We start from the raw sequence: 23,297 nt of genomic DNA, 5'->3' as shown, positions 1-23,297 counted from the left end.
CCACGTCCTCTCGGCTCGCCCGGGGCCCCTCGGTCCCGGGACGTCGGTCACGGGCGCCGCCGGGTCAGCGGCCCTCCCAGCGCGGGGTGCGCTTCTCGGCGAACGCCCGCGCGCCCTCGCGGGCGTCCGCGGAGCGGCGCACCGGGTCCACCAGCGGCTCCTGCCGGGCGAACGCCTCGTCCTCGGACCACTGCGCGCTGCGCAGGACGACCTCCTTGGAGACCCGCACCGCCAGCGGCGCGTTCCGCGCGATCTCCGCGGCCAGCTCCAGCGCGGCCTCGCGGGCCGTGCCGTCGGGAACCACGCGGTTGACCAGGCCGAGCTCGGCGCACCGGGCCGCGGTCAGCGCCGTCCCGGTGAGCGCGGCCTCCATCGCGAGGTTGCGCGGTAGCCGCCGGGGCAGCCGGATCAGGCCGCCGCCCGACGCCGTGAGCCCGCGGCGCACCTCGGGCAGGCCGAACGTGGCGCCCGCCGCGGCGACCACGAGGTCGCAGGCGAGCACGATCTCGAACCCGCCACCCAGCGCGGCCCCCTCGACGGCCGCGATCACCGGCTTCATCGGCGGCCGGGCGACGATCCCGAAGCCCCCGCGGCCCTCGACCACCGGCCGCTCCCCGGTCTCGGCGAACGCCTTGAGGTCCATCCCGGCGGAGAACACGCTCCCGGTGCCGCACAGCACCGCGACCCGCAGCGCGGGGTCGGCGTCGAGCTCGTCGAGGGCGTCGCTGATCGCCTGCGCGGTCGGGAGGTCGATCGCGTTGCGCCGCGCGGGGCGGTCGATCGTCAGCACGGCGACGCCGTCCCGGTGCTCGACGCGCAGCCCGTGCCCGACGCCCGTCCGCCGGTCGGCCGTGCTGGTCATCGCGGGGCCATCCGGATGGCCCCGTCGAGCCGGATGGTCTCGCCGTTGATCATGGGGTTCTCGAGGACGTGCACGGCCAGCGCGCCGAACTCGTCGGGCACGCCGAGCCGCCTGGGGTGCGGCACCATCTCGCCGAGCGAGTCGCGCACCTCCTGGGGCAGCCGGCCCAGCAGCGGCGTGTCGAAGATGCCGGGCGCGATGGTGGCCACGCGGATGAGGTGGGTGGCGAGGTCCCGGGCGGCCACGAGGGTCATGCCCACGACGCCGGCCTTCGACGAGGCGTAGGGGATCTGGCCGATCTGGCCCTCCCACGCCGCCACCGACGCGGTGAGGACGACGGCCCCGCGCTCGCCGTCGACCGGCTCGGTGGTCGCGATCCGCGAGGCCGCCAGCCGCAGGACGTTGAACGACCCGATGAGGTTGAGCTGCACGATCGCGGCGTAGTCCTCCAGCGAGCCGGGGCTGCCGTCCTTGCGCAGCACGCGCATCGCGTGCCCGCGGCCCGCGCAGTGCACGACGGCCCGCAGCGGGCCCCGCTCCTGCGCGGCGTCGAGCGCCGGGACCACGCCGTCCTCGGTGGTGACGTCCCCGGCGACGAACGACGCCGCGCCCCCGAGCTCGGCGGCCGCCTCGGCGCCCCGCGACCCGGGCAGGTCGAGCAGGACGACGTGCGCACCGCCCTTCGCCAGCCGGTGCGCCGTCGCCAGGCCCAGCCCGGACGCGCCGCCGGTGACGACGGCCGAGATTCCTGCGATGTCCACGTGGTTCCTCCCGTGATGCGGAACGACGGCGTTCCGCGTGCGGCCGGCCGTCGGGTGTCGGAGAAGGGGTCAGAGCCGCTCGACGATCGTCGCGTTGGCCATGCCGCCCGCCTCGCACATGGTCTGCAGCCCGTAGCGCCCGCCCGTGCTCTCCAGCGAGGCGAGCATCGTCGTCATCAGGCGGGCCCCGGACGCCCCCAGCGGGTGCCCGAGGGCGATCGCCCCGCCGCGCGGGTTGAGCCGGGCGGGGTCGGCGTCGAGCTCGGCCTGCCAGGCGAGCGGGACGGAGGCGAACGCCTCGTTGACCTCGTAGTGGTCGATCTCGTCGAGCCGCAGCCCGCTGCGCGCGAGCACCCTGCGGGTGGCCGGGATGGGCGCGGTGAGCATGAGCAGCGGGTCGTCGCCCACCACCGAGAACCCGGCGAACCGGGCGCGCGGGCGCAGGCCCAGCCGCTCCGCGGCGGCGGGCGAGGCCAGCAGGAGCGCCGCCGCGCCGTCGGTGATCTGCGAGGAGTTGCCCGCGGTGACCGACCAGGAGATCTGCGGGAACCGCCGGGCCGCGTCGTCGTCGGCGAACGCGGGCGAGAGCCCGCCGAGCCGCTCGGCGCTGGTGCCGCGGCGGATCGTCTCGTCCGCGTCGACGACCGCGCCGTCGGGCGTGGTGATCGGCACGAGCTCCCCGGCGGACCGACCGGTGTCGGCGACCTCGGCCGCGAGCGCGTGCGAGCGCGCGGCGTACTCGTCCTGCTGCTCGCGCGTGAGCTTCCAGCGGGCGGCCACCAGCTCGGCGGAGACGCCCTGCGACACCAGGCCGGGCTCGTAGCGCCGCCGGACGCCGGGGCCGTGGGGGTCGGCACCCAGACGGGCCGAGCCCATCGGGACGCGGCTCATCGACTCGACCCCGCACACGACGACCAGGTCGTAGGCGCCGGACATGATCCCCTGGGCGCCGAAGTGCACGGCCTGCTGGCTCGACCCGCACTTGCGCTCGACGGTCACCGCCGGCACGTGCTCGGGCAGACCCGCGGCCAGCCACGCCATCCGTCCGACGCCGCCCGCCTGCTCCCCCGCCTGGCTCACGCAGCCGGTGATGACGTCGTCGACCGCACCGGGGTCGACACCGGTGCGCTCCAGCAGCGCCGACACGGTCTGCGCCAGCAGCTCGACCGCGTGCACCGAGGAGAGCGCACCGCCCGCCCGGCCCCGGCCCATCGGCGACCGGACCGCATCGATGATCAGCGCGTCGTCCACGTCCACTCCCCGGATCCCTGGTGCGGTGCCCGTCCGCTTCCCGCCTTCAAGGATTATTATATACATGAATGACGAGCGCCACCGTCTCTTGTGGCGCCCCTGCGAGGAACGGAGTCCCGATGCCCCCCACCGACGGCGACCTGGCGCGGCGGATCGCGCTGCTGGAGGACCGAGCCGAGCTCCACGAGCTCGTGGCCGTGTACGGCCGGCTCATCGACGACCGCGACGTCGAGGGCATCGGGGCGATCTACACGGCCGACGCGGTGTTCGACAGCACGGCCGGGCCGGTCTCGGGGCGCGACGCCGTGCTCGACTACTACCGGGGCCAGCTCGACCGCTACGGGATGACCTACCACTACCCGCACAGCCACACGGTCGAGTTCACCGGGCCCGACACCGCCACCGGCGTCGTGTCCGCGCACGCCGAGCTGGCCATCGGTGACACCCCGTTCGTCGTGGCGCTGCGCTACCTCGACTCCTACCGCCGCGAGGACGGCCGGTGGAAGTTCCACGAGCGCCGCGCCCAGCAGCTCTACGCCGCGCCGCTGAGCGAGCTGTCCACCGTCCTGCAGACCACGCTGCGCAAGCGGTGGCCCGGCACCGAGCCCGCCCCGGCCGACCTGCCCGAGCCGCTGCCGAGCTGGCAGGCCTACGCGGCGTCGCGGGGCTCCGCCGGCTGACACCCGCCGCTGACCTCCGCCCGTCAGAGGACGACGTGCACCGCGGCGAGCAGGTGCTCGGTGCCGCGGACCACCCCGGCCAGCGTCCGGCGGTCGCGCTCCGCGGCCGCCGAGCGCAGGTGCGCCACGGCCGCGCCGGCGTCGTCGAACCAGAGCGACTCCACGGCGTCGAACGCGTCGCCGGAGGCGTCCGGGACCCGGGCGAACGCCTCGCGGCCGACCGCGTCGCCACCCCGGCCGGGAGCGGTCAGCACGGCCGCCAGGTCGTCGGGCCCGCACCGGGGCGCGGCCCGCAGGAACGCCAGCAACCGCACGCCGACCGGGTCCGTGCGGCCCTCGGCCACCACGCGCTCGGTCATCAGGTGCCCGCCGACGGAGCGGTCGACGAACCGCCGCTCGTCGGCGCGCCCGCCGGCCAGGTAGGTCGGGTGGGCGAAGACCGCGTCGAAGGTCGCCGCGTCGGGCGCGTCCAGCTGCGAGCAGGCATCGAAGCCGGGCCACGGCAGCGGCGCGGCGAGGGCGTGGTTCTGCCAGTACCGCACCAGGCCGGGAAGACCGCCGATGATCGGGCCGTGGCGCTGCCTCCAGTGCTCCTGGAACCGCTCGACCGTCCAGCCCTCGCGGCGCGGCGCGAGGCCGAAGCGCGTGATCACCGGCCGGGGTCCGGCATCACGGCGGGCGGGAGCTGGACCAGCTCGCCCCGCACCCCGTCCGGGTCCTGCACGTACACGACCCGCCCGCCCCGCATCGGCCCGGCGGGCGGGGCGACCACGTGCGGCGACACCGTCCGGACCCCCCGCGCCACCAGCGCGGCGTGCACCGCGTCGAGGTCCTGCACCACGTAGCAGGTGTGCGCGGTGCCGGGGTTGGCGGTGGCGGTGTCGACCGCCCGCCGCTCGACACCGCGGTACTCCGTCAGCTCGAGCAGCACCGCGGACGACGGGGGCCGCAGGTGCGCCACGTCCACGACGGCGCCGGGGTGGCCCGTGATCGCGCCGACGGAGGGGTCGTCGCGGGTGGTGCGCAGGACCTCCTCGAAGCCGAGGAGGTCACGGTAGAACGCCAGCGACCGCTCCAGGTCGGCCACCTGGACCCCGACGTGGTGCATGCCGACGATCGGCACCGCGCCGCCCGCCACCCGATTCTCCGCCATATCATCATCATAGTTCGACGCAGGCTGGTGCGGGCCTGCCAGCTCACGTTGTCGTCGGCGCCGGATCGGTGCCAGGCTCGCGGCGTACCGGAGGCGGGAGGTCGTGGGCGTGGACGCGGACGTGATCGTGGTGGGGGCCGGGCTGGCCGGGCTGGTGGCGGCCGCCGAGCTGGCCGACGCGGGCCGGCGGGTGCTGCTGCTGGACCAGGAGGGCGAGCAGAACCTGGGTGGGCAGGCGTTCTGGTCGCTGGGCGGGCTGTTCCTCGTCGACTCCCCGGAGCAGCGGCGGCTGGGGATCAGGGACTCCGCCGAGCTGGCGATGCAGGACTGGCTCGGCACCGCGACCTTCGACCGCGGCGTCGACGACCCGGCGGGCGAGGACCACTGGGGCCGCCGGTGGGCGAGCGCGTACGTCGAGTTCGCCGCCGGGGAGAAGCGGTCCTGGCTGCACGCGCAGGGGATGCGCTGGATCCCGCTGGTCGGCTGGGCGGAGCGGGGCGGGCACCTCGCCGACGGCCACGGCAACTCCGTGCCCCGCTTCCACACCACGTGGGGCACCGGGCCCGGCGTGATGGCGCCGTTCGAGCGCCGCGTCCGCGAGGCCGCGGCGGCCGGGCGCGTCGGGTTCCGGTTCCGCCACCGCGTCGACGCGCTGCTCACCACCGGCGGCGCGGTCGACGGCGTCGGCGGGGCGGTGCTGGAGCCGACGTCGGTGGCGCGCGGGGAGCGCAGCTCGCGCACCGAGGTCTCCGCGTTCGAGCTGCGGGCCCCGGTCGTGCTCGTCACCTCCGGCGGGATCGGCGCCGACCACGACCTGGTGCGCGCGAACTGGCCCGCCCGGCTGGGGACGCCGCCGGAGCGGATGATCTCCGGGGTGCCCGAGCACGTCGACGGGCGCATGCTCGCGATCACCGAGGAGGCCGGCGGGCGGGTCGTCAACCGCGACCGCATGTGGCACTACACCGAGGGCATCGCCAACTGGGACCCGGTCTGGGCCCGGCACGGCATCCGGATCCTGCCCGGGCCGTCGTCGCTGTGGTTCGACGCCCGCGGCCGCCGGTTCGGCGCCCCGAACTTCCCCGGGTTCGACACCCTCGGCACGCTCGCCGCGATCACCGCCACCGGCTACGACCACTCCTGGTTCGTGCTCGACCAGAAGATCATCGAGAAGGAGTTCGCGCTGTCGGGGTCGGAGCAGAACCCCGACCTGACCGGCAGGGACGTCAGGCTCACGCTGAGCCGGGTGCGGCCGGGGGCGGCCGCGCCGGTGGAGGCGTTCAAGCGCCACGGCGCCGACTTCGTGGTGGCCGACACCCTGCCCGAGCTCGTCACCGGGATGAACGCGCTCACCGACGAGCCGCTGCTCGACCTCGCCGACCTCGAGCGCCAGATCGTGGCCCGCGACCGCGAGATGGACAACCCGTTCACCAAGGACCTGCAGGTCATGGCGATCCACAACTCGCGGCGCTCGCTCACCGAGCGCCTGGCCCGCACCGCCGCGCCGCACAAGATCCTCGACCCGAAGGCCGGGCCGCTGATCGCGGTGCGCCTGAACATCCTCACCCGCAAGACCCTCGGCGGGCTGCAGACCGACCTGTCCGGGCGGGTCCTGTCGGCCGACGGCACGCCGGTCCCCGGCCTGTACGCGGCCGGGGAGGTCGCCGGGTTCGGCGGCGGCGGCGTGCACGGCTACCGCTCGCTGGAGGGCACCTTCCTCGGCGGCTGCCTCTTCTCCGGGCGCCAGGCCGGGCGGGCGATCGCCGCGACCACCGCGTCCTGACCGTCGCACCGGACCCGCGCCAGAACCCGCGCCGCGCGCGCCGACGTGGTCGACTGGACGCCGCGGAACCCCGCGTCCCCGGAGATCGATCGGAGCAGATCGTGTCGGACAACACCTACCGCGTCATCGAGATCGTCGGCACCTCGTCGAACGACGTCAGCGAGGCGATCCGGAACGGCATCGCCCGCGCCGCGTCGACGCTCGACGAGCTCGACTGGTTCGAGGTCACCCAGACCCGCGGCCACATCGAGAACGGCGAGGTGGCCCACTTCCAGGTCTACCTGAAGGTGGGCTTCAAGCTCCGCCAGTAGCCGCTACCCGGCCGCGGCGATCACTTCTCGGCCCTGGCCTTCGGCTTCTTCTTCGCCGGGGCCTTCTTCGCCGCGGCCTTCTTCGCCGCGGCCTTCTTCGCCGCGGCCTTCTTCGGCTTCACCGGCTCCTCGGCGTCGGCCAGCTCCAGCTCGGCGGTGGCCTGCACGAGCGCGAGCAGGTCGGGGTCGAGGCCGGGCCCGAACTCCTCGGGCCGCTCGGCCGCGATGTCCATCGGGAAGCCCTCGGGCATGACCTCCGTCGTCAGCCGCCCGCCGCCGATGCTGGCCGGCGCCTCACCGCGGTAGATCTTCCCGGCCTCGGACAGGTCGTCGGCGCTGAAGGTGAACTGCTTGAGGTGCAGGCCCTGGTCGAGCAGCTTCTTGACCTCCGGGAACCGCTCGGCGTTGGTCTTCGGGATCGGCAGGGTCTTCCCCCAGTCGATCCCGAGCGACTCCAGCGCCTTCGCGTAGGCGTTCTCGTGGGCCTGGTCGCGGACGATCAGGTAGGAGATCGTGGCGCGGGCGGTCTTGTTGTCGGTCATCTCGTAGAGCCGGCACTTCTGCAGGCGCCCGGTCGACTCGAGCATCAGGTTGTAGAGCAGGTCGAGCACGAGGTTGCCGCTGTTGTAGACGTAGGAGCCCGACCACGGGTTGCCGGCCGCGTCGACGGGCAGGGCGCCCTGCGCCCCCACCAGGTAGTGGTGGATGTTGCCCGCGCCGAGCGCCATCGCCAAAGGGGTGGCGCCGTCGGCGCCGGGGACGTCGAGCGGCTCGGTCGGGTCGCCGCCGTAGCCGGGGGCGCCGTCGGTGAGCCGCGCGATGGTGGTGGCGATCAGCTCGACGTGGCCGATCTCCTCGGTGCCCACCCCGTAGAGCAGGTCGCGGTACGGCTTGCCCGTCGCCCCGCGGAAGTTGAAGGCCTGGAACAGGTACTGCATCATCGTGCGCATCTCGCCGAACTGGCCGCCCAGACCCTCCTGCAGCGCGTTCGCCGCGGCGGGGTCGGGCTCGTCGGGGACGATCTCGTTGATCATGCGTTGCACGTGCAGGAACATGCGGACCTCGTCGTCTCGGTGGGGGTCGTCTCGGTGGGGGGTCGTCCGGTGGGGGCGCGCGGTTGCGCCGTGTCCGCCCGGTAACCCGAAACGGTCGCGCGCCACACATGGACGATCGTGGGGCTCGCCCGCGGCGGCTCCGTGACCGAGACTCCCTCCGTGGAACCGACACTCGCCGCCCTCGCCGTCCTCCTGCACCGCGCCCGCAGCGAGCGCACGCTGCTCGACGGGACGCGGGAGGCGACGGGCCTGTCCCTCGACGAGGCCTACGCCGTCCAGGACCGGCTGACGGCGCTGCGGCTCGGCGAGGGCCGCCGCCCCGTCGGGTGGAAGCTGGGCTACACCTCGGCGGTGATGCGGGAGCAGATGGGCGTGGACGCCCCGAACCACGGCGCGCTGCTGGACGACATGCTCCGGGACGGGACGACGCCGGACGGCGCCGAGGCCGCCGGCCACCTGCACCCGCGCGTCGAGCCGGAGATCGGGATCGTCCTCGCCCACGACCTGGCGGGCACCGACCTCGGGGTCGCCGACGTCGCCGCGGCCGTCGCGGAGGTGCGGGCCTGCCTGGAGGTCGTCGACTCGATCTGGCTCGACTACCGCTTCACCGCCGCGCAGAACACCGCCGACGGCTCGTCGGCGTCCGGCGTCGTGGTCGGCCCCGTGCTCGACGTCGATCCCGCGGAGTGCCACGCGATCCCCGTGGAGCTCGTCGGGGACGACGGCGCCGTCCTCGCCACCGCGACGTCCGCCGCCGCCGGCGGGCACCCCCTGCTCGGCGTGGCCTGGCTGGCCGGTGAGCTCGCCGCGCGCGGGCGGGGTCTGCGCGCGGGCGAGCTGGTCATCACCGGCGGGCTCACCGCCGCGGTGCCGCTGCGGGCCGGGCACGCGCTGTCGGCGCGGTTCGGCGCCGGGACCGCGGTGGCGGTGCGGCGGCCCGCCGGCGAGACCGACGCCGGGTGCGCACCGCCGCCGTGAGCCCCGGCGCCGCCGGGTCTCGCGCCTACCGCCCCACCCCCGCCGCCTCGTCCCGGAAGCCGCGGGCCACCGGCTCCAGCGCCTCGAAGGCGCCGGGCGGGGTGCCCGGGAGGGCGCGCCCGGCGTCCCGGACCCGGCCGAGGATCGCGTCCGCGGCGGTGTCGGCCTCGGCGGTGAGCCGGGGCAGGTCGACGCCGGTGAGCACGCCGTCGCGCTTGACGACCCGGCCGTCGACCAGCACGGTCCGGACGTCGGCGGCGGTGGTCTGGAAGACCAGCGTGGCGTAGGGGTCGATCCGGGGGTGCTGCTCGACCGCTCCCCCGCCGACGAGCTGCAGGTCGGCGCGCTTGCCCGGCGTCAGGGAGCCGATCCGGTTGCCCAGCCCGAGGGCGTCGGCGCCGTTCACCGTCGTCCAGGCCAGCGCCTCCTTCGCGGTGGTGGTGACCGCCTCGGGCATCGCGCCCGCGAGGTTCGTCGCCTCGGTGGCCTCCCAGCGCGTGAGCCCGAGCCCGAACCGCATCTCGTGCCAGAGGTCGCCGGAGTTGAGCGAGATGACGTCGGCGGACAGGGTCGGGGCGATGCCGTGCCGGTGGCAGCGCGCGAACACCGGCCGCCCCATGCCCATGTTGAGCTCGGTCTCCACCGAGATCGAGACCTTGCCGCCGCTGCGGGCGACCGCCTCCCACTCGGCGTCGTCGAGGGTGTTGCAGTGCACGTGGACGATGTCGGGCCCGAGCAGGCCGTGGGCGTCGAGCTCGCCGATGCCGCCGGTCAGCACGCTGCCCCACACGCACCCGGTGTGGTTGACGACCAGCGCGCGGCGCTCGCGGGCCGCGGCCAGCTCCGCGACCGTGCGGTCCCACGGCAGCCCGTACAACTCCGAGAGCGAGACGCCCAGGGTCAGCAGGCCGTCGGAGGCGAAGTGGGTGTCGGCGATGCGGTGGAAGTCCGCGAGCCGCGCGGCGTGCTCGCCGAACCGGCTGGCCTCGGGCGAGCTCTCGAAGAACCCGTAGCAGAAGGCCGCGCGGATCCCGGCGTCGCGCAGGCCCAGGACGGCGCCGTCGCCGTGGTCGGGGGTGTTGTTGCAGTGGGAGAAGTCGAGCAGCGTCGTCACCCCGGCGTTGAGCGCGTCGAGGGCGCCGAGCCGGTTGCCCAGGCGCACGTCGTCGGCGGTGTAGGCCGGGGAGATCGCGAGCCGGATGCCGAAGTAGTAGTCGCCCAGCGTCCAGTCGCCGCAGATGCCGCGGACGAGCGACTGCCAGGTGTGGCGGTGGGTGTCGACGAGGCCGGGCAGCACGAGGTGGCCGGTCGCGTCGATCACCTCCGCGTCGGTGACGGGCAGCGACGGGGCCACGGCGGCGATCACCCCGTCCTCGACGAGGACGTCGCCGGTGGGGAGGTCGCCGAGGGCGGGGTCCATCGTCAGGACGTGGCCGCCCCGGATGAGGGTGCGTGTCATGGCGCCAGCGTGGCGACGCCGACGGCGGGGTGCATGTGCCGAAGAGGTTGCGATCGCGGGGGCCCGGGCGACGTAGCATCGCCCGGGCCCGGCAGGCGCGCGCGAGGTGGTGGGACATGGACGTCCGTTCGCTCCGGTACGCGGTGACGCTCGCCGACACGCTCCACTTCGGACGCGCGGCGCAGGTGCACTACATCGCCGCCCAGCCCTTCGGCCGCCGCATCCAGGCCCTGGAGCGCGAGGTCGGCGAACCGCTGTTCGCCCGCACCAGCCGCCGGGTCGCGCTCACCCCGGCCGGCGAGCGCTTCCTCCCCCGCGCCCGGCAGGTCCTGGCCCGGCTCGACGCGTTGCTGGAGCAGGCCGGCGGCCGCCACGACGACCCGGGCGTCCTGCGGATCGGGGTGCTCGGCTTCGGGCTCGCCGACCTGTGGCCGCGCGTGCGCGAGCTGGTCGCGGAGCGGCTCCCGGAGCTGGTCGTGACCACGGTCGAGCTCGACTGGGAGGGCCAGTACGACGCCGTGCGCAGCGGCGAGGTCGACCTCGCGCTCACCCACGACGTCGGCGGGGCCGACGACCTGGTGCTCGACCGCGTGCTGCACATGGACCGCTACGCCGTGGTGCCGGTGGCGTCCGACCTCGCCGCGGCCGAGCGGCTCACCGCGGCCGACGTCGACGGGCGGCGCTGGATCTGCCCGGTCGGCGACGCGCCCGGGCTGTCGGAGTGGGGCGACCGGCGCGGTCGCCGCGACAGCGTCGACGTCCGCTCGCCGTCCGGCGTCCCGACCGCCGTGGCCACCAGCGGCCGGCTGGGCCTGCACGGCGAGCCCGCGCGCCGGTTCTTCCCGCACCCCGCCGTGCGGTACGTGCCGATGGAGGGACCGGGCGCCTCGGTGTCGGTCGCGAGCCGCCGGGGCGACGGGCGCGAGGCCGTCGCGGTGTTCCGGGCCGCGGCGCGCGCGGCCGCCGCGGTCGACCTGCCCGACCGGAACCGATCCGGGCCATGATCGGCGGCGCCGCCCGGGGCAGGCTGGGGGGCAGGCCGGGGCGGCCGACGACGAAGGGGGGCGCGATGCGCTGGAGCAGCTACGCCGAGGAGGACGGGACCGTCCGCGCGGCGGTCTGGCGGGAGGACCGCCTGCACCCGGTGCCGGCCGGCACGGGGCTGGTCGACCTGCTGGGTGACGACGGCGCGCGGCTGCGCGCCGCCGCCGACGCCGCGCTCGCGGGCCCGTCCGTCGACCCGGCGTCGGTGACGCTGCTGCCGCCGGTGCCCCGTCCGCCCTCGGTCCGGGACTTCATGGCGTTCGAGGAGCACGTCGTCACCGCGAGCGCCGCGATCGGCCTGACGGTGGACCCGCTGTGGTACCGGCAGCCGGTCTTCTACTTCACCAACCCCGCGGCGCTGCTCGGCCCGCACGAGCCGGTCGCGATCTCGCCCGGCAGCGCGGCCTTCGACTACGAGCTGGAGGTGGCGGCCGTCATCGGGCGGGAGGGCTCCGACCTGACCCCCGAGGAGGCGGTGGACCACATCGCGGGCTACCTGGTGCTGTGCGACTGGAGCGCCCGGGACCTGCAGGCCGAGGAGATGAAGCTCAACCTCGGCCCGGCGAAGGGCAAGGACTCGGCGACGAGCTGCGGGCCGTGGATGCTCACCCCCGACGAGCTGCCCGTGGCCGCCGCGATGACGGCGTCGGTCAACGGGCGGCCCTGCAGCGCCGGCCGGCTCGACGCGCTGCACTGGAGCTTCGGGGAGATGGTCGCCTACGCCTCGCGCGGCACCCGGGTCGTGCCCGGCGACCTGATCGGCAGCGGGACCGTCGGCACCGGCTGCATCCTCGAGCTCTCCCGCGTGCACGGCGCCGAGGCCTACCCCTGGCTGCGGCCGGGCGACCGCGTCCACCTGGAGGTCGAGGGCCTGGGCGCCGTCGACGCCCCGGTCGTCGCGGGGGCCGCCGTGCGCCCGCTCCGGGAGGAGCTCGCGTGAGCGCGCACAGCCACGACATCACCGTCCCCGGACCGCCCCGGCTCGAGGAGGTGTCGGACGGGATCTTCGCCTACGTCCAGCCGGACGGGACGTGGTGGATCAACAACACCGGCTTCGCCGTGGGCCCGCAGGGGGTGGTCGCGGTCGACTCCTGCTCGACCGAGCGCCGCACCCGCGCCTTCGTCGACGCCATCACCTCGGTCACCACCGCGCCGGTCCGGACGCTGGTGAACACCCACCACCACGGCGACCACACCTTCGGCAACGCGCTGTTCGGCACCGCGACGATCGTCGCCCACGAGCGCGCCCGCGAGGAGATGATCGCGTTCGGCCCGCCCCGCGAGCTGCCGTTCTGGGAGAACCCGGACTGGGGTTCGCTGCCCCTGGACCCGCCGTTCCTCACCTTCACCGAGGGCGTCTCCCTGCACGTCGGCGACCTGCGCGCCGAGGTGCGCCACGTCGGCACCGCCGCGCACACCACCAACGACTCGCTGGTGTGGTTCCCCGAGCGGTCGACCCTGTTCTGCGGCGACCTCGTCTTCCACGGCGGGACGCCGTTCCTGCTCATGGGCTCGGTGGCCGGGGCGGTCGAGGTGCTGGAGGAGGTGGTCGCGCCGCTGGGCGCGACGACCACCGTGCCCGGCCACGGCCCGGTGTTCCACGACCGCGCCCCGCTCGACGCCACCCTGGACTACCTGCGCTTCGTCCTGGACCTCGCCGCGCGCGGCCGGGCCGCCGGGGTCACGCCGCTGCAGGCCGCCCGCGACACGGACCTGGGCGCCTTCGCCGACTGGCCCGACGCGGAGCGGATCGTCGGCAACCTGCACCGCGCCTACGCCGAGCTCGGCGGGCTGGAGCGCGGCGCGCCCGTCGACGTCATGGCGGCGCTGGGCGACATGGTCGCCTACAACGGCGGGCGGGCGCTCACCTGCCTGGCCTGACGCGGCGCGCCGCGGCGGGCGCGCCTCACGAGCCGGCGCGCGCCGCCAGCAGGTCGGCGTGGTGCGCGGCCGCGACGTCGGGGTGCGCCCGCAGGCGCGCCTTGAGCAGGTTCTCCCCGAACGTGCCGGAGATGACGTTGTCGGGGTCGCGGGTGACCCCGGCGGCCTGCGCCGCGAGCTCGGGCGGCAGCGCGACCCGCGGCACGGACGAGTCGAGCGCGGGGTTGAAGAAGAACGGGATGGACAGGCGGGTCTCCCCCGGCGGCGGCGACACGACGCGGTGCACGGTGGCCCGCAGGTAGCCGTCGGTGGCGAACTCCAGCAGCTCCCCGATGTTGACGACGAACGCCCCCGGCAGCGCGGGCGCCTCGATCCAGCCGTCGGCCGTGCCGATCTGCAGGCCGCCCTTGCCCGGCTCGACCAGCAGCAGCGTCATCACGCCGGGGTCCTTGTGCGCGCCGACTCCCTGACCGCGGTCCTCGCGCCCGGGGTAGCGCACCAGCTTGATCAGCGTCGACGGGCGGTCGCCGAAGGCGCTGTCGAACAGCTCCGGCTCCCCGCCCAGCGCGACGGCCCAGCTCTGCACGAGCCGGCGCGCGACCGCGGTGCAGCGCCGCTCCCAGTCGGTGAACACCTCGCGCAGGCCCGGCTGCGCCTCGGGCCACAGGTTGGGCCCCTCCAGGCGCATGTACTCGGGCGCCGAGGGGTCGTCGCAGGCGGCGCGCTCGGCGCCGATGTCGATCTGCTCGCGCCAGTCGACCCGGCCCTGCGTGAGCTCGCCGCCGGTGCGGGTGTAGCCCCGGAACTGCGGGCTGCGCAGCATCTCGACGCGGCGCTTGTCCTCGTCGGGCAGCGCGAAGAACCGCTCGGCCTCGGCGAACGCGCGCGCCGTGACGTCGTCGCCGATCCCGTGGCCGACCAGGTAGAAGAACCCGACCTCGTGCGTGGCCGTGCGCAGGGCGGCGCGGAACTCCGCCGCGCCCGCCCCGCCCCGGTCGAGCAGGGCCATGTCGAGGACCGGGAGGCTCGTCGTCGTCATGCTCGACCCCTTCTCGGTGCGCCGCCCGCTCGGCCGCGGGAGGACGTCCCGAGGCTAACCGCCCGGGCTGACGATCCGGGCCGCGGAGGGCCAGGATCAGCACCGGACCGCACGAGCCCCCTGCCACCGAGGAGACCGCATGAGCACGCTCGTCGTCGGAGTACCGAGCGAGATCAAGGACAACGAGAACCGGGTCGCGATGACCCCCGACGGCGTCGTGGAGCTGGTGCACGCCGGCCACCGGGTCGTGGTGCAGGCGGGGGCGGGCGCGGGATCCCGGTTCACCGACGACGAGTACACCGCGGCGGGCGCCGAGCTCCTGGCCGACGCCGACGCGGTGTTCGCCGCGGCCGACCTCGTCGTCAAGGTGAAGGAGCCGGTGCCCGCGGAGTACCACCGCTTCCGCGAGGGCCAGCAGCTGTTCACCTACCTGCACCTCGCCGCCGACCGCGGACTCACCGAGTTCCTGCTCGAGCGTCGCATCGGCTCCATCGCCTACGAGACGGTGCAGACCGGCGACGGGAAGCTGCCGCTGCTGACCCCGATGAGCGAGGTCGCCGGCCGGATGGCCGTGCAGGCCGCGGCGCACCACCTGGAGAGCCCCAGCGGCGGGTCGGGGATCCTGCTCGGCGGCGTGCCGGGCACCCCCGCGGGGAAGGTCCTCATCATCGGCGGCGGTGTGTCGGGCACCGAGGCGGCGAAGATCGCGCTGGGGATGCGGGCGATGGTCCGGGTGCTCGACACCAACCCGAACCGGCTCGCCTACCTGTCCGACATCTTCGGCGGCCGGCTCGACCTCATCACGCCCAACCGCGCCCGCACCGCGGCCTACGTCGCCGAGGCCGACGTCGTCATCGGGGCGGTGCTGGTGCCCGGCGCGAAGGCGCCCACGCTGGTCAGCCGGGAGATGATCGCGGCGATGCGGCCCGGCAGCGTGGTCGTCGACATCGCCATCGACCAGGGCGGCTGCTTCGAGACCAGCCGCCCCACGACGCACTCCGACCCCACCTACGTCGAGGAGGGCGTCACGCACTACTGCGTGGCCAACATCCCCGGCGCGGTCGCCCGCACCTCGACCCTGGCCCTGACCTCCGCCACGCTGCCCTACCTGGTGAAGGTCGCGCACCACGGCGTCGTCGGGGCGGCGGGGGCCGACCCCGCCCTGCGGCTGGGGCTGAGCACGCTCGACGGGAAGCTGACGAACGAGCCGGTCGCCGAGGCCCACGGCCTGCCTTTCACCGACGCCGCGGAGCTGCTCACGGCGCACCCGTGACGCGGGCCCGGGTGGCGCCCCACCGGTCGAGGTGGACGACCTGCTCGACCGGCAGCCGCACGGGCTGGGCCCACCGCCCCCGGGCCGGGTAGCCCATCGGCACGAGCGCCATCGTCAGCGCGTCGGCGGGCAGACCGAGCAGCTCCCGCAGCTCGTCGTCGTGGCCGCCGTACAGCGTCGTGAGCGAGGTGCCGATGCCGTGCGCGCGGGCGGCCAGGCACAGGTGCTGCACGGCTCCGTAGATCGACGAGCCCAGCCGCGGGTTGGTCGAGCCGGCGGCGTCGCGCAGCACCGGGAAGACCCACACCGGCGCGTCCTCGAGGTGGTGGGCCAGGTGCTCGGCGCCCCGGAACCCGGCGGGTGTGAGGCCGCCCGCGCCGGGCCCCGCGCCGAGGATCTGCTCGCGCCGGCTGCCGTAGACGCGCTCCCAGTTCTCCCGGTACCAGCCCGCGACGGTCCGCTTGACGCCCCGATCCGTCACCACGACCCAGCCCCAGCCCTGCTGGTTGCCGCCCGACGGGCCGCGGACCGCGGCGTCGAGGACGGCCCACAGCACGTCGTCGGGGATCGGGTCGGGCGCGAGGTAGCGCCGCGAGGGCGTGCTGTGCAGCGCGTCGAGCGCGGAGAGCGGCTCCGGTGCCACGGTGGTCCTCCTGGGTGCGGACGGGTCAGGTGAGCGGGGTGGCCGCGGGCGGCGACAGCGCCACGTCGGCCTCGGGCCCGGCCGGGGCCGGGACCCTGCGGGGCAGGACGACGGCGGCGAGCACCGCGCCCAGCAGGGCCACGGCGGACGCGACCAGCAGCGCGAACCGCTGGCCCGCCAGCGTCGCCGCGACGGCGTCCCCGGCCGGCCCGAACGCGGTGCCGAGCTGCGCCAGCAGCGCGACCAGGGCGATCGCCAGCGCACTGCCCACGGCCTGGGTGCTGTTGAGCGCCCCCGCGCCGACGCCGTGGCGCCGCCGGGGGATGCCCGACATCGCCGTGACGGTGCACGCGACGCCCGCCGCGCCGGTGCCCAGCCCGAGCAGCAGGAACGCCGGCAGCAGGCCCGTCAGGTACGTCGCCCCGGGCCGCAGCGACAGCGCAAGCAGCGTCCCGCCGGCCGCGACCGAGGTCAGCGCGAGCGGCACGAGCAGCCGCGGCCCGACCCGGTGCAGGTTCCGGGACACGATCTGCGCGACCACGGCGATGAGCGCGGCCCACGGCACGAAGGCGAGCCCGGCCTGCAGCGCCGACCAGCCCAGCGTGTCCTGCATGTAGAGCGAGCTCGTGAAGTACGAGCCGATCGAGGTCCCCGCGGTGATGAGGACGAACAGGAACGCGGTCGCGGTGCGGGTGCGGAACAGCGACAGGGGCAGCAGCGGGTCGTCCGCGCGCGCCTGCAGCAGGGCGAACAGCCCGCCGAGCACGACGGCCACCGCCACCAGCGCGGCGCCGAGCGGCACGGCCCCGGACTGGACCTGGGTGAGCCCGAGGATCAGCGCGGCCACCGCGCCCGTCGCCAGCAGGCCGTCGGGCAGGGCCAGGCGCTGCCCCCGCACCCGCGGGACGGCGGGCACCAGGGAGAACGCGGCGACGAAGGCCAGGACGCACACCGGCACGTTGACGAGGAAGATCCACCGCCAGCCGCCGACCGAGGTCAGCAGGCCGCCGATGACGTTGCCCAGCGTCGCTCCGATCGCGCCGACCGCGGCCCACATCCCCAGGGCGCGGCTGCGCTCGCGGGGCGTCACGAACACGGTGGTGAGCAGCGACATCGCCGCGGGCGAGGCCATCGCGGCGCCGGTGCCGGCGAGCACCCGCGCCGCGATGAGCAGGCCCGCCGAGGTGGCCACCGCGCAGAGCAGGGAGCCCACCGCGAACACGGCGAGCCCCACGAGGAACAGCCGCCTGCGGCCCAGCACGTCCGCGGCGCGGCCGCCCAGGAGCAGCAGGCAGCCGAACGTCAGCATGAAGGCCGTCAGCACCCCCTGCGCCTGGCCCGGGGTGAGCGCGAGCTCGGCCCCGATCGCCGGGAGCGAGACGGTGACGACGGTGCCGCCGACCAGCAGCACGAACTGCGTGCTGCAGACCAGCGCGAGGAACAGGCCCGTGCCGCGGACGGCGGGCGGGGCCGGGTCGGCGGCGTTCACCGACGCGGGAACGGGGACGGGTGCGGGCACCGCTCAGCCGGCCAGCGCGTCGGTGACGAGGACCGCCCGGCCCATGCCGAGGTCGTGCAGGACGTGAGCGAGCTCCGCGCGGCGCCGCGCGAGGACCTCCGACACGCACACGAGCACCAGGCCGTGATGGTCGGCGAACCGCTCCAGCGCGTCCGGGCCCCTCGGCTCGCCGTGCTCGTCGACGACGGTGGCCAGCGCGGCGACCGGGGACAGGCCCGCGGCCCGGCACAGGTCCACCGCGGCCTCCTCGACGCGCGGGCGCGACAGCACGCCGCCGTCGCGGACCCGCACGGGCAGCACGTGCCCGGGCAGGGTGAGGTCCTGCGCACGGGTCGCCGGGTCGGCGAGCGCGCGGACCGTGGCGGCGCGGTCGTGCGCCGAGATGCCGGTGGTGACGCCGGCGCGCAGGTCCACCGACACCGCGAACGCCGGGCGCCCGGGGTCGGGGCGCCCGCCCGCCTGCGCCGGGATGCGCAGCAGGTCGAGCCGCTCGGCGGTGACCGCGACGACGACGACGCCGCTGGTCTCCCGGACGAGCAGCGCCATCGTGGTGGCGTCGACGTCCGCGCCGGGCACGACGAGCGCACCGGTCACGGGCGCGTCGGGCGCCAGGTCGTCGACCAGCACGACCGGGCGCGCCGCGGCGAGCGCGGCCGCGGCGGCGTCGGGCCCGCCGCTCACGACCCCTCCCCCGGCTGCGCGCCCGACAGCACGCCGCGGCGCCGCTCGGTGACCAGGTCGGCGAAGCGGACGACCTCGTCGGCGACGGTGTGGAGCTGGTCGAGCACCTGCTGCTCGGCGCACGCCCCGTCGACGAAGCGCGTCTGCAGCGAGTTCACCGCCGCCCCGTAGGGCGTGACCCACCCGCGCAGCGCGTGCACGATCGCCCGCAGCGCGGTCAGCGTGGTGACCGCGGCCTGCCAGCCGTAGGCGGTGACGATCAGCCCGACGGACCGGTCGGCCAGGTAGGGCAGGCCGTCCCCGCGCATGTCCTCGGTGTAGTCCAGTGCGTTCTTCACCAGGCCGGAGATGGAGCCGTGGTAGCCCGGCGAGGCGACGATGACGCCGTCGGCCCGGCGCAGGTGCTCCACCAGGTCCGCGGCCACCGGCCCGCCGTCGCCCGCCTCCGGGGCGTACATCGGCAGCCGGGCCAGCTCGGCGCCGGCGAACAGGCGCGTGGTGGCCCCCGCCGCCTCGGCGCGGGCCAGCGCGATCCGCAGGGCCTGCTCGCTCGACGAGCCGGTGCGCACGGTGCCGCCGATGCCGACGACGTGCAGCGGGCGGTTCACGACCCCGCTCCCGCCACCGCGGCGAACGGGCCGACCGCGTCGGCCTGCTCGGGCCGGTCGAGGAACGCCGTGATCGCGGCGAGCGTGTCGTCGGGGTACTCGACGACCATCCCGTGCCCGCCGCGCGGCAGCACCTGCAGCACGGCGTTCGGGAGCAGCGCGGCCATCTCGACCGACTGCGCCACCGGGGTGAGCACGTCCTCGGCGCCGGCGAGCACCAGCGTCGGCGTGGTGGCGCCCGGGAGCCCGGGGCGCGAGTCGTACACCCGCAGGCCCGCGGCCTGGGCCTCGAACCCGGCCAGGGTGGTCGGGTGCGGATCCTGCCGCAGGAGCTCGGCCTGCGCCGCGGCGGCGTCGTGGTCGGCGAGCATCCGGCCGGTGAAGCCCCAGGGCATGCCGGTCAGCGCGATCGCCACCGGGTCGACCCCGGCCCGGCGCAGCGCGAGGCCGCAGTCGAGCCAGGCGTCCTGCACGGGCGTGTACGACGGGAACGCGTTGAGCAGGACCGCACGGCGCAGGTGGTGCCCGTGGCGGATCAGCATCGACTGCAGGACCGATCCGCCCAGCGACCACCCGACGGCCGCGACCGGGCCGAGGCCGAGGTGCTCGAGCAGGGCGGCCGTGTCGTCGGCGAGGTCGTCGATCGCGTACGGGCCGGACGGCACCGCGCTGCGGCCGGTGCCGCGGTTGTCCACGGTGATCACCGTGTGGTCGGCGACGAGCCGGGGCACCACGGCGGCCCACGCCGAGGAGCTCGCCCCGAGCCCGGACACGAGAAGCAGCGGCGGGCCCTCGCCCCGGACGTCGTGGTGCAGCGCGGTGCCGTTGACGGTTGCGGTGGCCATTCTCAGCTGCCTCCCACGAGCGCCGAGGCGCCCACGGTCGTCGGGGTCACGGGACGGCGCTGGCTCGCCGCCGGCGTCCAGTGGTCGGGCTCGTCGGCCCACAGGTCGCGCAGCTGCGGCATGACCTTCGAGCCGAACAGGTGCGTGTTCTCCGCGGCCGTCTCCTCGGGCAGGTCGCCCATGTGCAGCGAGGCGATCAGCTGGCCGACGCGCAGCTCGGTGGCGAGCTCCCGCACGCGCTGCGCGACCCGGTCGGGCGTGCCGGCGATGATGTAGCCCTTCTCGTCGTACTCCCAGAAGCTCATCTCGCCCGACACGGCCCGGCGCTTGTCCTCCAGCGCCTCGGGCGTCGCCGTGCGGCCCAGCATCCCGCGCATCGACGCGGGCGAGGTGTAGCCCGGTGGCGTCGCGAACCGCATCGACGGGTCCTTGACGCGCTGGAAGTACTTCACCGCGTCGGAGTAGCGCCGTTCCGCCTCGGTGTCGGAATCGGCGACGCAGATCAGCTGCGTGAACGCCATCCGGTGCGGATTCATGTCGCCGTCGTTCGCAGCGACGTAGTCCCAGTAGCGGTCCACCAACGGTTTCGCGGCCTTCAATCCGGAGAAAGAGAGGTGGCCATAGCAGTAGTTCTCGCGGGTGACCAGTTCCCAGGTCTCCACGCTGCCCGATCCGGGGACCCAGATCGGCGGCCGCTCCTGCACCGGGCGCGGCCACACGTTGACGTAGCGGAGCTGGTTGTACTTGCCGTTGAACGCGAACGGCTCCGGTTCCCGCCACGCCCGCAGCACCAGTTCGCGCGCCTCGTGGAAGCGCTCCCGCAGCTCGATCGGGGGCCGGGCGTAGGCGAAGGCGGAGTCCATCGGCGTGCCGAAGACGAAGCCCGCGATGACCCGGCCGTCGGACAGGCAGTCGAGGTAGGCGAGCTCCTCTGCCACGCGCGTCGGCGGGTTGTAGAGGGCGAGCGAGTCGCCGATCACCAGGATCGCGGCGTGCTCGGTGGAGCCGGCCACGCTCGCGGCCAGCAGGTTCGGTGACGGCGTCATCGCGAACGGCGTCTGGTGGTGCTCGTTCACGGCGAGCCCGTCGAAGCCGTCGCGATCGGCCTGCTGCATCAGCCGCACGAACATGCGGTAGTTCTCCCCCACGCGGCGCGGGTCGGCCAGCCCGATCGGGCTGTCCACCCAGGCGCCCTGGCCCGGAGCCGGGAACGCGTCCGGCAGGCCGTCGTAGGTGACCTCCGCGAACCAGTGGAACTTCATCGCTGCACCATCCTCGGAACCGGTGGACTCCCGGTGTCGGGCGTCGTCCACACCGTCGACGCAGCAATCGTCAGCCGGTCCGTCGAGCCCCGACAACGGGACGGCGCACACTTCACGGAACGCCGGTGTGGACGTCTCCACACACCGGGGCAGTCTCGCCGGGAATTCGCATCCGGGCCATTGCGACGTGCACCACTCTCGGCTTAGCGTCCGTGTCCGGCGCCACCGCGCCCCCCGCCGAGAAATGCCGGCGACCACCATTCCCGACCGATTCCCAGACTGCCACGCGCGGTCTGCGGTCGCCTGTCGAAAAACACCCGTCGACGCCGACGAGGAGGTTGACCCACGGTGCTGAAGTTCTTCGCCCTCCGCGTGCTGACCACGGTCCCGGTACTGGTCCTGGTCACGTTCGTCGTGTTCGGGCTCGTGCTGCTCATCCCGGGCGACCCGGCGGTGACGATCGCCGGCCCGGACGCCACGGTCGAGCAGGTGGCCGCGGTGCGCGAGCGCCTCGGCCTGGACCGGCCCACGATCGTGCAGTACTGGGACTGGGTCACCGGCGCCCTGTCCGGTGACCTGGGCACGTCGCTGTTCACCAGCCGCCCGGTGGCCACCTCCATCGCCGACGGGCTGCCCGTCACGATCGCGCTGGCGTCGACGGCGCTGCTGATCTCGCTGGCGATCGCGGTGCCCGTCGCCATCCTCTCGGCCCTGCGCCGCGGGACGTGGATCGACCGGGTGGCGACCGCCGGCTCGTCGCTGGGGATCGCGCTCCCGTCGTTCTGGCTCGGCCTGGTGTTCGTGCTCGTGTTCAGCCTGGCGCTGGGCTGGCTGCCCGCCACCGGGTACGTGCCGATCTCGGAGGACCCGGGGCTGTGGCTGGCGCACATCCTGCTGCCGGCGCTGACACTGGGCATCGCCGGCGCCGCCGAGAGCACCCGCCAGCTGCGCGGCTCGATCATCGGGGTGCTGCAGCAGGACTACGTGCGCACGGCCCGCGCCAAGGGCCTGCGCAGCCGGATGGTCATCGGCAAGCACGTGCTGAAGAACGCGAGCGTGCCGCTGGTGACCGTGCTCGGCCTGCAGATCACCGCCCTGCTCGGCGGCGCCGTGCTCGTCGAGCAGGTGTTCGGCGTCCCGGGCCTCGGCCAGGTGGCGATCAACGCCGTGACCACCCGGGACGTCCCGGTGATCCAGGGGATCGTGCTCGTCGCCGTGCTGGTGGCGGTGGTCTCCAACCTGCTCGTCGACCTCGCGTACGGCTACCTGAACCCGAAGGTGCGGCCCCGATGACCGATCCCCGGACCCCCCTCACGACCTCCGGCCCGACCCCGGAGATGGTCGCCCACGGCGGCGGCGTCTGGGCGGACTTCCGCCGCCGCGTCGGCCGCAACCGCGCGGCCATGACCGCGCTGGGCGTGCTCGCGCTCCTCGCGCTCGTCGCCCTGTTCGGCCCCTTCATCACCCCCGCCGACCCGAACGCGCAGAACCTGCGCGGGGTGCTGCTCGACCCGTTCTCGCCGGGGCACCTGCTGGGCACCGACCAGCTCGGCCGCGACATCCTCTCGCGCCTGATCGTCGGCACCCGCGTCTCGCTGCTGGCGATCTGCCTGGCGCTGGCCGTGGCCATGGCCATCGGCGTGCCGCTGGGCTTCCTCACCGGCTACGTCGGCGGCCGGTTCGACGGGTTCGTCATGCGCCTCAACGACGCCGCGATGAGCTTCCCGCCGCTGCTGCTCGCGATCGCGCTGGTCGCGGTGCTCGGCCCGAGCCTGCGCAACGCGATGCTCGCCGTCGGCCTGCTGATGGCCCCGCGGTTCCTGCGCCTGGTGCGCGGGGTCGTGATCGGGCTCAAGGAGGAGACCTACGTCGAGGCCTCGCGCAGCATCGGCACGCCGACCTTAATGATCATCGTCCGGCACATCCTGCCCAACACGCTGTCCCCGCTGACCGTCGCGATCGCCGTCACGGCGGGCTACGCGATGCTCTCTGAGGCCGGCCTGAGCTTCCTCGGGCTCGGCGTCCAGCCGCCCGACGCGAGCTGGGGCTCCATGATCCGCGAGGGCTTCCTCTACTACGGCCGCTCGCCGTGGCTGGGGATCTTCCCCGGGGTGCTCATCGCGCTGACCGTGTTCACCTTCGTGACCCTCGGCGACGGCCTGCGCGACGCGCTGGGCCGCGAGGAACGGACCGAGTCGTGACGGCCCAGGAG

The 23,297-nt window shown here is 75.0% G+C and carries 24 protein-coding genes; 10 read left to right on the top strand and 14 right to left on the bottom strand.

Annotated features, from left to right (window positions below):
* Positions 1-64: 64 nt before the first annotated feature.
* The 3 genes from I4I82_RS25190 to I4I82_RS25180 all read right to left on the bottom strand — a co-directional run bounded on the left by I4I82_RS25190 (position 65) and on the right by I4I82_RS25180 (position 2,874).
* Complete coding sequence (locus tag I4I82_RS25190; protein WP_218591433.1) at positions 65-862, bottom strand: crotonase/enoyl-CoA hydratase family protein; 798 nt, start codon at positions 860-862, stop codon at positions 65-67.
* Entirely contained in the window at positions 859-1,623 is a 765-nt protein-coding gene (locus I4I82_RS25185; protein ID WP_218591432.1) for an SDR family NAD(P)-dependent oxidoreductase, read from the bottom strand. The genes I4I82_RS25190 and I4I82_RS25185 overlap by 4 nt, the downstream gene beginning before the upstream one ends.
* Before the next feature lie 69 nt (positions 1,624-1,692).
* Complete coding sequence (locus tag I4I82_RS25180; RefSeq protein WP_218591431.1) at positions 1,693-2,874, bottom strand: thiolase family protein; 1,182 nt, start codon at positions 2,872-2,874, stop codon at positions 1,693-1,695.
* A gap of 119 nt (positions 2,875-2,993) precedes the next feature.
* Here I4I82_RS25180 and I4I82_RS25175 point away from each other — a divergent pair, with 119 nt between their 5' ends.
* Positions 2,994-3,554, top strand: a complete 561-nt coding sequence (locus tag I4I82_RS25175; protein ID WP_218591430.1) for a nuclear transport factor 2 family protein — start codon at positions 2,994-2,996, stop codon at positions 3,552-3,554.
* Positions 3,555-3,577: 23 nt separating this feature from the next.
* Here I4I82_RS25175 and I4I82_RS25170 read toward each other — a convergent pair whose 3' ends face one another.
* Positions 3,578-4,207: an EthD domain-containing protein gene (locus I4I82_RS25170; protein WP_218591429.1), complete on the bottom strand. Its 630-nt coding sequence runs from the start codon at positions 4,205-4,207 to the stop codon at positions 3,578-3,580.
* The gene (locus tag I4I82_RS25165) at positions 4,204-4,707 is read right to left on the bottom strand and encodes a VOC family protein (RefSeq protein WP_218596068.1); all 504 of its coding nucleotides are present in this window, start codon (positions 4,705-4,707) and stop codon (positions 4,204-4,206) included. Before I4I82_RS25165 ends, I4I82_RS25170 begins: the two co-directional genes overlap by 4 nt.
* Before the next feature lie 109 nt (positions 4,708-4,816).
* Here I4I82_RS25165 and I4I82_RS25160 point away from each other — a divergent pair, with 109 nt between their 5' ends.
* Entirely contained in the window at positions 4,817-6,487 is a 1,671-nt protein-coding gene (locus I4I82_RS25160; protein ID WP_372452446.1) for an FAD-binding dehydrogenase, read from the top strand.
* 101 nt (positions 6,488-6,588) lie between these two features.
* Entirely contained in the window at positions 6,589-6,798 is a 210-nt protein-coding gene (locus I4I82_RS25155) for a dodecin (RefSeq protein ID WP_218594699.1), read from the top strand.
* 20 nt (positions 6,799-6,818) lie between these two features.
* Here the strand turns inward: I4I82_RS25155 and I4I82_RS25150 are convergent, their stop codons facing one another.
* Positions 6,819-7,853 (bottom strand): manganese catalase family protein, encoded by a 1,035-nt coding sequence (locus I4I82_RS25150; RefSeq protein ID WP_218596066.1) that lies wholly within the window; start codon positions 7,851-7,853, stop codon positions 6,819-6,821.
* A gap of 159 nt (positions 7,854-8,012) precedes the next feature.
* On the opposite strand from I4I82_RS25150, the gene I4I82_RS25145 reads away from it, so the two are divergent.
* Positions 8,013-8,831 (top strand): 2-keto-4-pentenoate hydratase, encoded by an 819-nt coding sequence (locus I4I82_RS25145; RefSeq protein WP_218596065.1) that lies wholly within the window; start codon positions 8,013-8,015, stop codon positions 8,829-8,831.
* A 25-nt stretch (positions 8,832-8,856) separates the two neighbouring features.
* On the opposite strand, the gene I4I82_RS25140 is transcribed toward I4I82_RS25145, so the two are convergent.
* Positions 8,857-10,290, bottom strand: coding sequence for an amidohydrolase family protein (locus I4I82_RS25140; protein ID WP_218596064.1), 1,434 nt, complete (start codon positions 10,288-10,290; stop codon positions 8,857-8,859).
* A 116-nt stretch (positions 10,291-10,406) separates the two neighbouring features.
* Between I4I82_RS25140 and I4I82_RS25135 the strand changes: the two genes are divergently transcribed.
* The 3 genes from I4I82_RS25135 (at position 10,407) to I4I82_RS25125 (ending at position 13,215) form a co-directional block, all read left to right on the top strand.
* Positions 10,407-11,294 carry a LysR family transcriptional regulator gene (locus I4I82_RS25135; protein ID WP_218596063.1) on the top strand — a complete coding sequence of 296 codons (888 nt, stop codon included), beginning with the start codon at positions 10,407-10,409 and terminating at the stop codon, positions 11,292-11,294.
* 65 nt (positions 11,295-11,359) lie between these two features.
* Positions 11,360-12,274: a fumarylacetoacetate hydrolase family protein gene (locus I4I82_RS25130; protein ID WP_218596062.1), complete on the top strand. Its 915-nt coding sequence runs from the start codon at positions 11,360-11,362 to the stop codon at positions 12,272-12,274.
* The gene (locus I4I82_RS25125; protein ID WP_218592684.1) at positions 12,271-13,215 is read left to right on the top strand and encodes an MBL fold metallo-hydrolase; all 945 of its coding nucleotides are present in this window, start codon (positions 12,271-12,273) and stop codon (positions 13,213-13,215) included. The genes I4I82_RS25130 and I4I82_RS25125 overlap by 4 nt, the downstream gene beginning before the upstream one ends.
* 25 nt (positions 13,216-13,240) lie before the next feature.
* On the opposite strand, the gene I4I82_RS25120 is transcribed toward I4I82_RS25125, so the two are convergent.
* Entirely contained in the window at positions 13,241-14,254 is a 1,014-nt protein-coding gene (locus tag I4I82_RS25120; RefSeq protein ID WP_218592685.1) for an isopenicillin N synthase family dioxygenase, read from the bottom strand.
* A 139-nt stretch (positions 14,255-14,393) separates the two neighbouring features.
* Here I4I82_RS25120 and ald point away from each other — a divergent pair, with 139 nt between their 5' ends.
* Positions 14,394-15,527, top strand: coding sequence for an alanine dehydrogenase (ald, locus tag I4I82_RS25115; protein ID WP_218592686.1), 1,134 nt, complete (start codon positions 14,394-14,396; stop codon positions 15,525-15,527).
* On the opposite strand, the gene I4I82_RS25110 is transcribed toward ald, so the two are convergent.
* Genes I4I82_RS25110 through I4I82_RS25085 form a run of 6 tightly spaced genes read right to left on the bottom strand, consistent with a single transcriptional unit; the run spans position 15,511 to position 21,085 of the window.
* Positions 15,511-16,170: a nitroreductase family protein gene (locus I4I82_RS25110; RefSeq protein WP_218592687.1), complete on the bottom strand. Its 660-nt coding sequence runs from the start codon at positions 16,168-16,170 to the stop codon at positions 15,511-15,513. The two genes, ald and I4I82_RS25110, sit on opposite strands and share 17 nt — an antisense overlap.
* Positions 16,171-16,195: 25 nt before the next feature.
* Complete coding sequence (locus tag I4I82_RS25105; RefSeq protein WP_218592688.1) at positions 16,196-17,689, bottom strand: MFS transporter; 1,494 nt, start codon at positions 17,687-17,689, stop codon at positions 16,196-16,198.
* Between the two features lie 3 nt (positions 17,690-17,692).
* Positions 17,693-18,370 carry a 3,4-dihydroxy-2-butanone-4-phosphate synthase gene (locus I4I82_RS25100; RefSeq protein WP_218592689.1) on the bottom strand — a complete coding sequence of 226 codons (678 nt, stop codon included), beginning with the start codon at positions 18,368-18,370 and terminating at the stop codon, positions 17,693-17,695.
* Complete coding sequence (locus I4I82_RS25095; protein WP_172166104.1) at positions 18,367-18,978, bottom strand: NADPH-dependent FMN reductase; 612 nt, start codon at positions 18,976-18,978, stop codon at positions 18,367-18,369. The genes I4I82_RS25100 and I4I82_RS25095 overlap by 4 nt, the downstream gene beginning before the upstream one ends.
* Positions 18,975-19,823, bottom strand: a complete 849-nt coding sequence (locus I4I82_RS25090) for an alpha/beta fold hydrolase (protein WP_218592690.1) — start codon at positions 19,821-19,823, stop codon at positions 18,975-18,977. The genes I4I82_RS25095 and I4I82_RS25090 overlap by 4 nt, the downstream gene beginning before the upstream one ends.
* Positions 19,824-19,825: 2 nt before the next feature.
* On the bottom strand, positions 19,826-21,085 hold the full coding sequence (locus I4I82_RS25085; RefSeq protein WP_218592691.1) for an LLM class flavin-dependent oxidoreductase: 1,260 nt from the start codon (positions 21,083-21,085) through the stop codon (positions 19,826-19,828).
* A 348-nt stretch (positions 21,086-21,433) separates the two neighbouring features.
* On the opposite strand from I4I82_RS25085, the gene I4I82_RS25080 reads away from it, so the two are divergent.
* Entirely contained in the window at positions 21,434-22,378 is a 945-nt protein-coding gene (locus I4I82_RS25080; RefSeq protein ID WP_218596061.1) for an ABC transporter permease, read from the top strand.
* The gene (locus tag I4I82_RS25075; protein ID WP_218596060.1) at positions 22,375-23,286 is read left to right on the top strand and encodes an ABC transporter permease; all 912 of its coding nucleotides are present in this window, start codon (positions 22,375-22,377) and stop codon (positions 23,284-23,286) included. The genes I4I82_RS25080 and I4I82_RS25075 overlap by 4 nt, the downstream gene beginning before the upstream one ends.
* Positions 23,287-23,297 lie beyond the last annotated feature (11 nt).

Source organism: Pseudonocardia oceani (assembly GCF_019263585.2).
Lineage (GTDB): Bacteria > Actinomycetota > Actinomycetes > Mycobacteriales > Pseudonocardiaceae > Pseudonocardia > Pseudonocardia oceani.
This window is presented reverse-complemented; position numbering and strand designations above follow the sequence as displayed.

Coding starts and splice junctions, on each gene's coding strand:
- I4I82_RS25190 (WP_218591433.1), bottom strand. CDS start 862: ATGACCAGCACGGCCGACCGGCGGACGGGCGTCGGGCACGGGCTGCGC.
- I4I82_RS25175 (WP_218591430.1), top strand. CDS start 2,994: ATGCCCCCCACCGACGGCGACCTGGCGCGGCGGATCGCGCTGCTGGAG.
- I4I82_RS25165 (WP_218596068.1), bottom strand. CDS start 4,707: ATGGCGGAGAATCGGGTGGCGGGCGGCGCGGTGCCGATCGTCGGCATG.
- I4I82_RS25150 (WP_218596066.1), bottom strand. CDS start 7,853: ATGTTCCTGCACGTGCAACGCATGATCAACGAGATCGTCCCCGACGAG.
- I4I82_RS25140 (WP_218596064.1), bottom strand. CDS start 10,290: ATGACACGCACCCTCATCCGGGGCGGCCACGTCCTGACGATGGACCCC.
- I4I82_RS25135 (WP_218596063.1), top strand. CDS start 10,407: ATGGACGTCCGTTCGCTCCGGTACGCGGTGACGCTCGCCGACACGCTC.
- I4I82_RS25130 (WP_218596062.1), top strand. CDS start 11,360: ATGCGCTGGAGCAGCTACGCCGAGGAGGACGGGACCGTCCGCGCGGCG.
- I4I82_RS25120 (WP_218592685.1), bottom strand. CDS start 14,254: ATGACGACGACGAGCCTCCCGGTCCTCGACATGGCCCTGCTCGACCGG.
- ald (WP_218592686.1), top strand. CDS start 14,394: ATGAGCACGCTCGTCGTCGGAGTACCGAGCGAGATCAAGGACAACGAG.
- I4I82_RS25090 (WP_218592690.1), bottom strand. CDS start 19,823: ATGGCCACCGCAACCGTCAACGGCACCGCGCTGCACCACGACGTCCGG.
- I4I82_RS25085 (WP_218592691.1), bottom strand. CDS start 21,085: ATGAAGTTCCACTGGTTCGCGGAGGTCACCTACGACGGCCTGCCGGAC.
- I4I82_RS25075 (WP_218596060.1), top strand. CDS start 22,375: ATGACCGATCCCCGGACCCCCCTCACGACCTCCGGCCCGACCCCGGAG.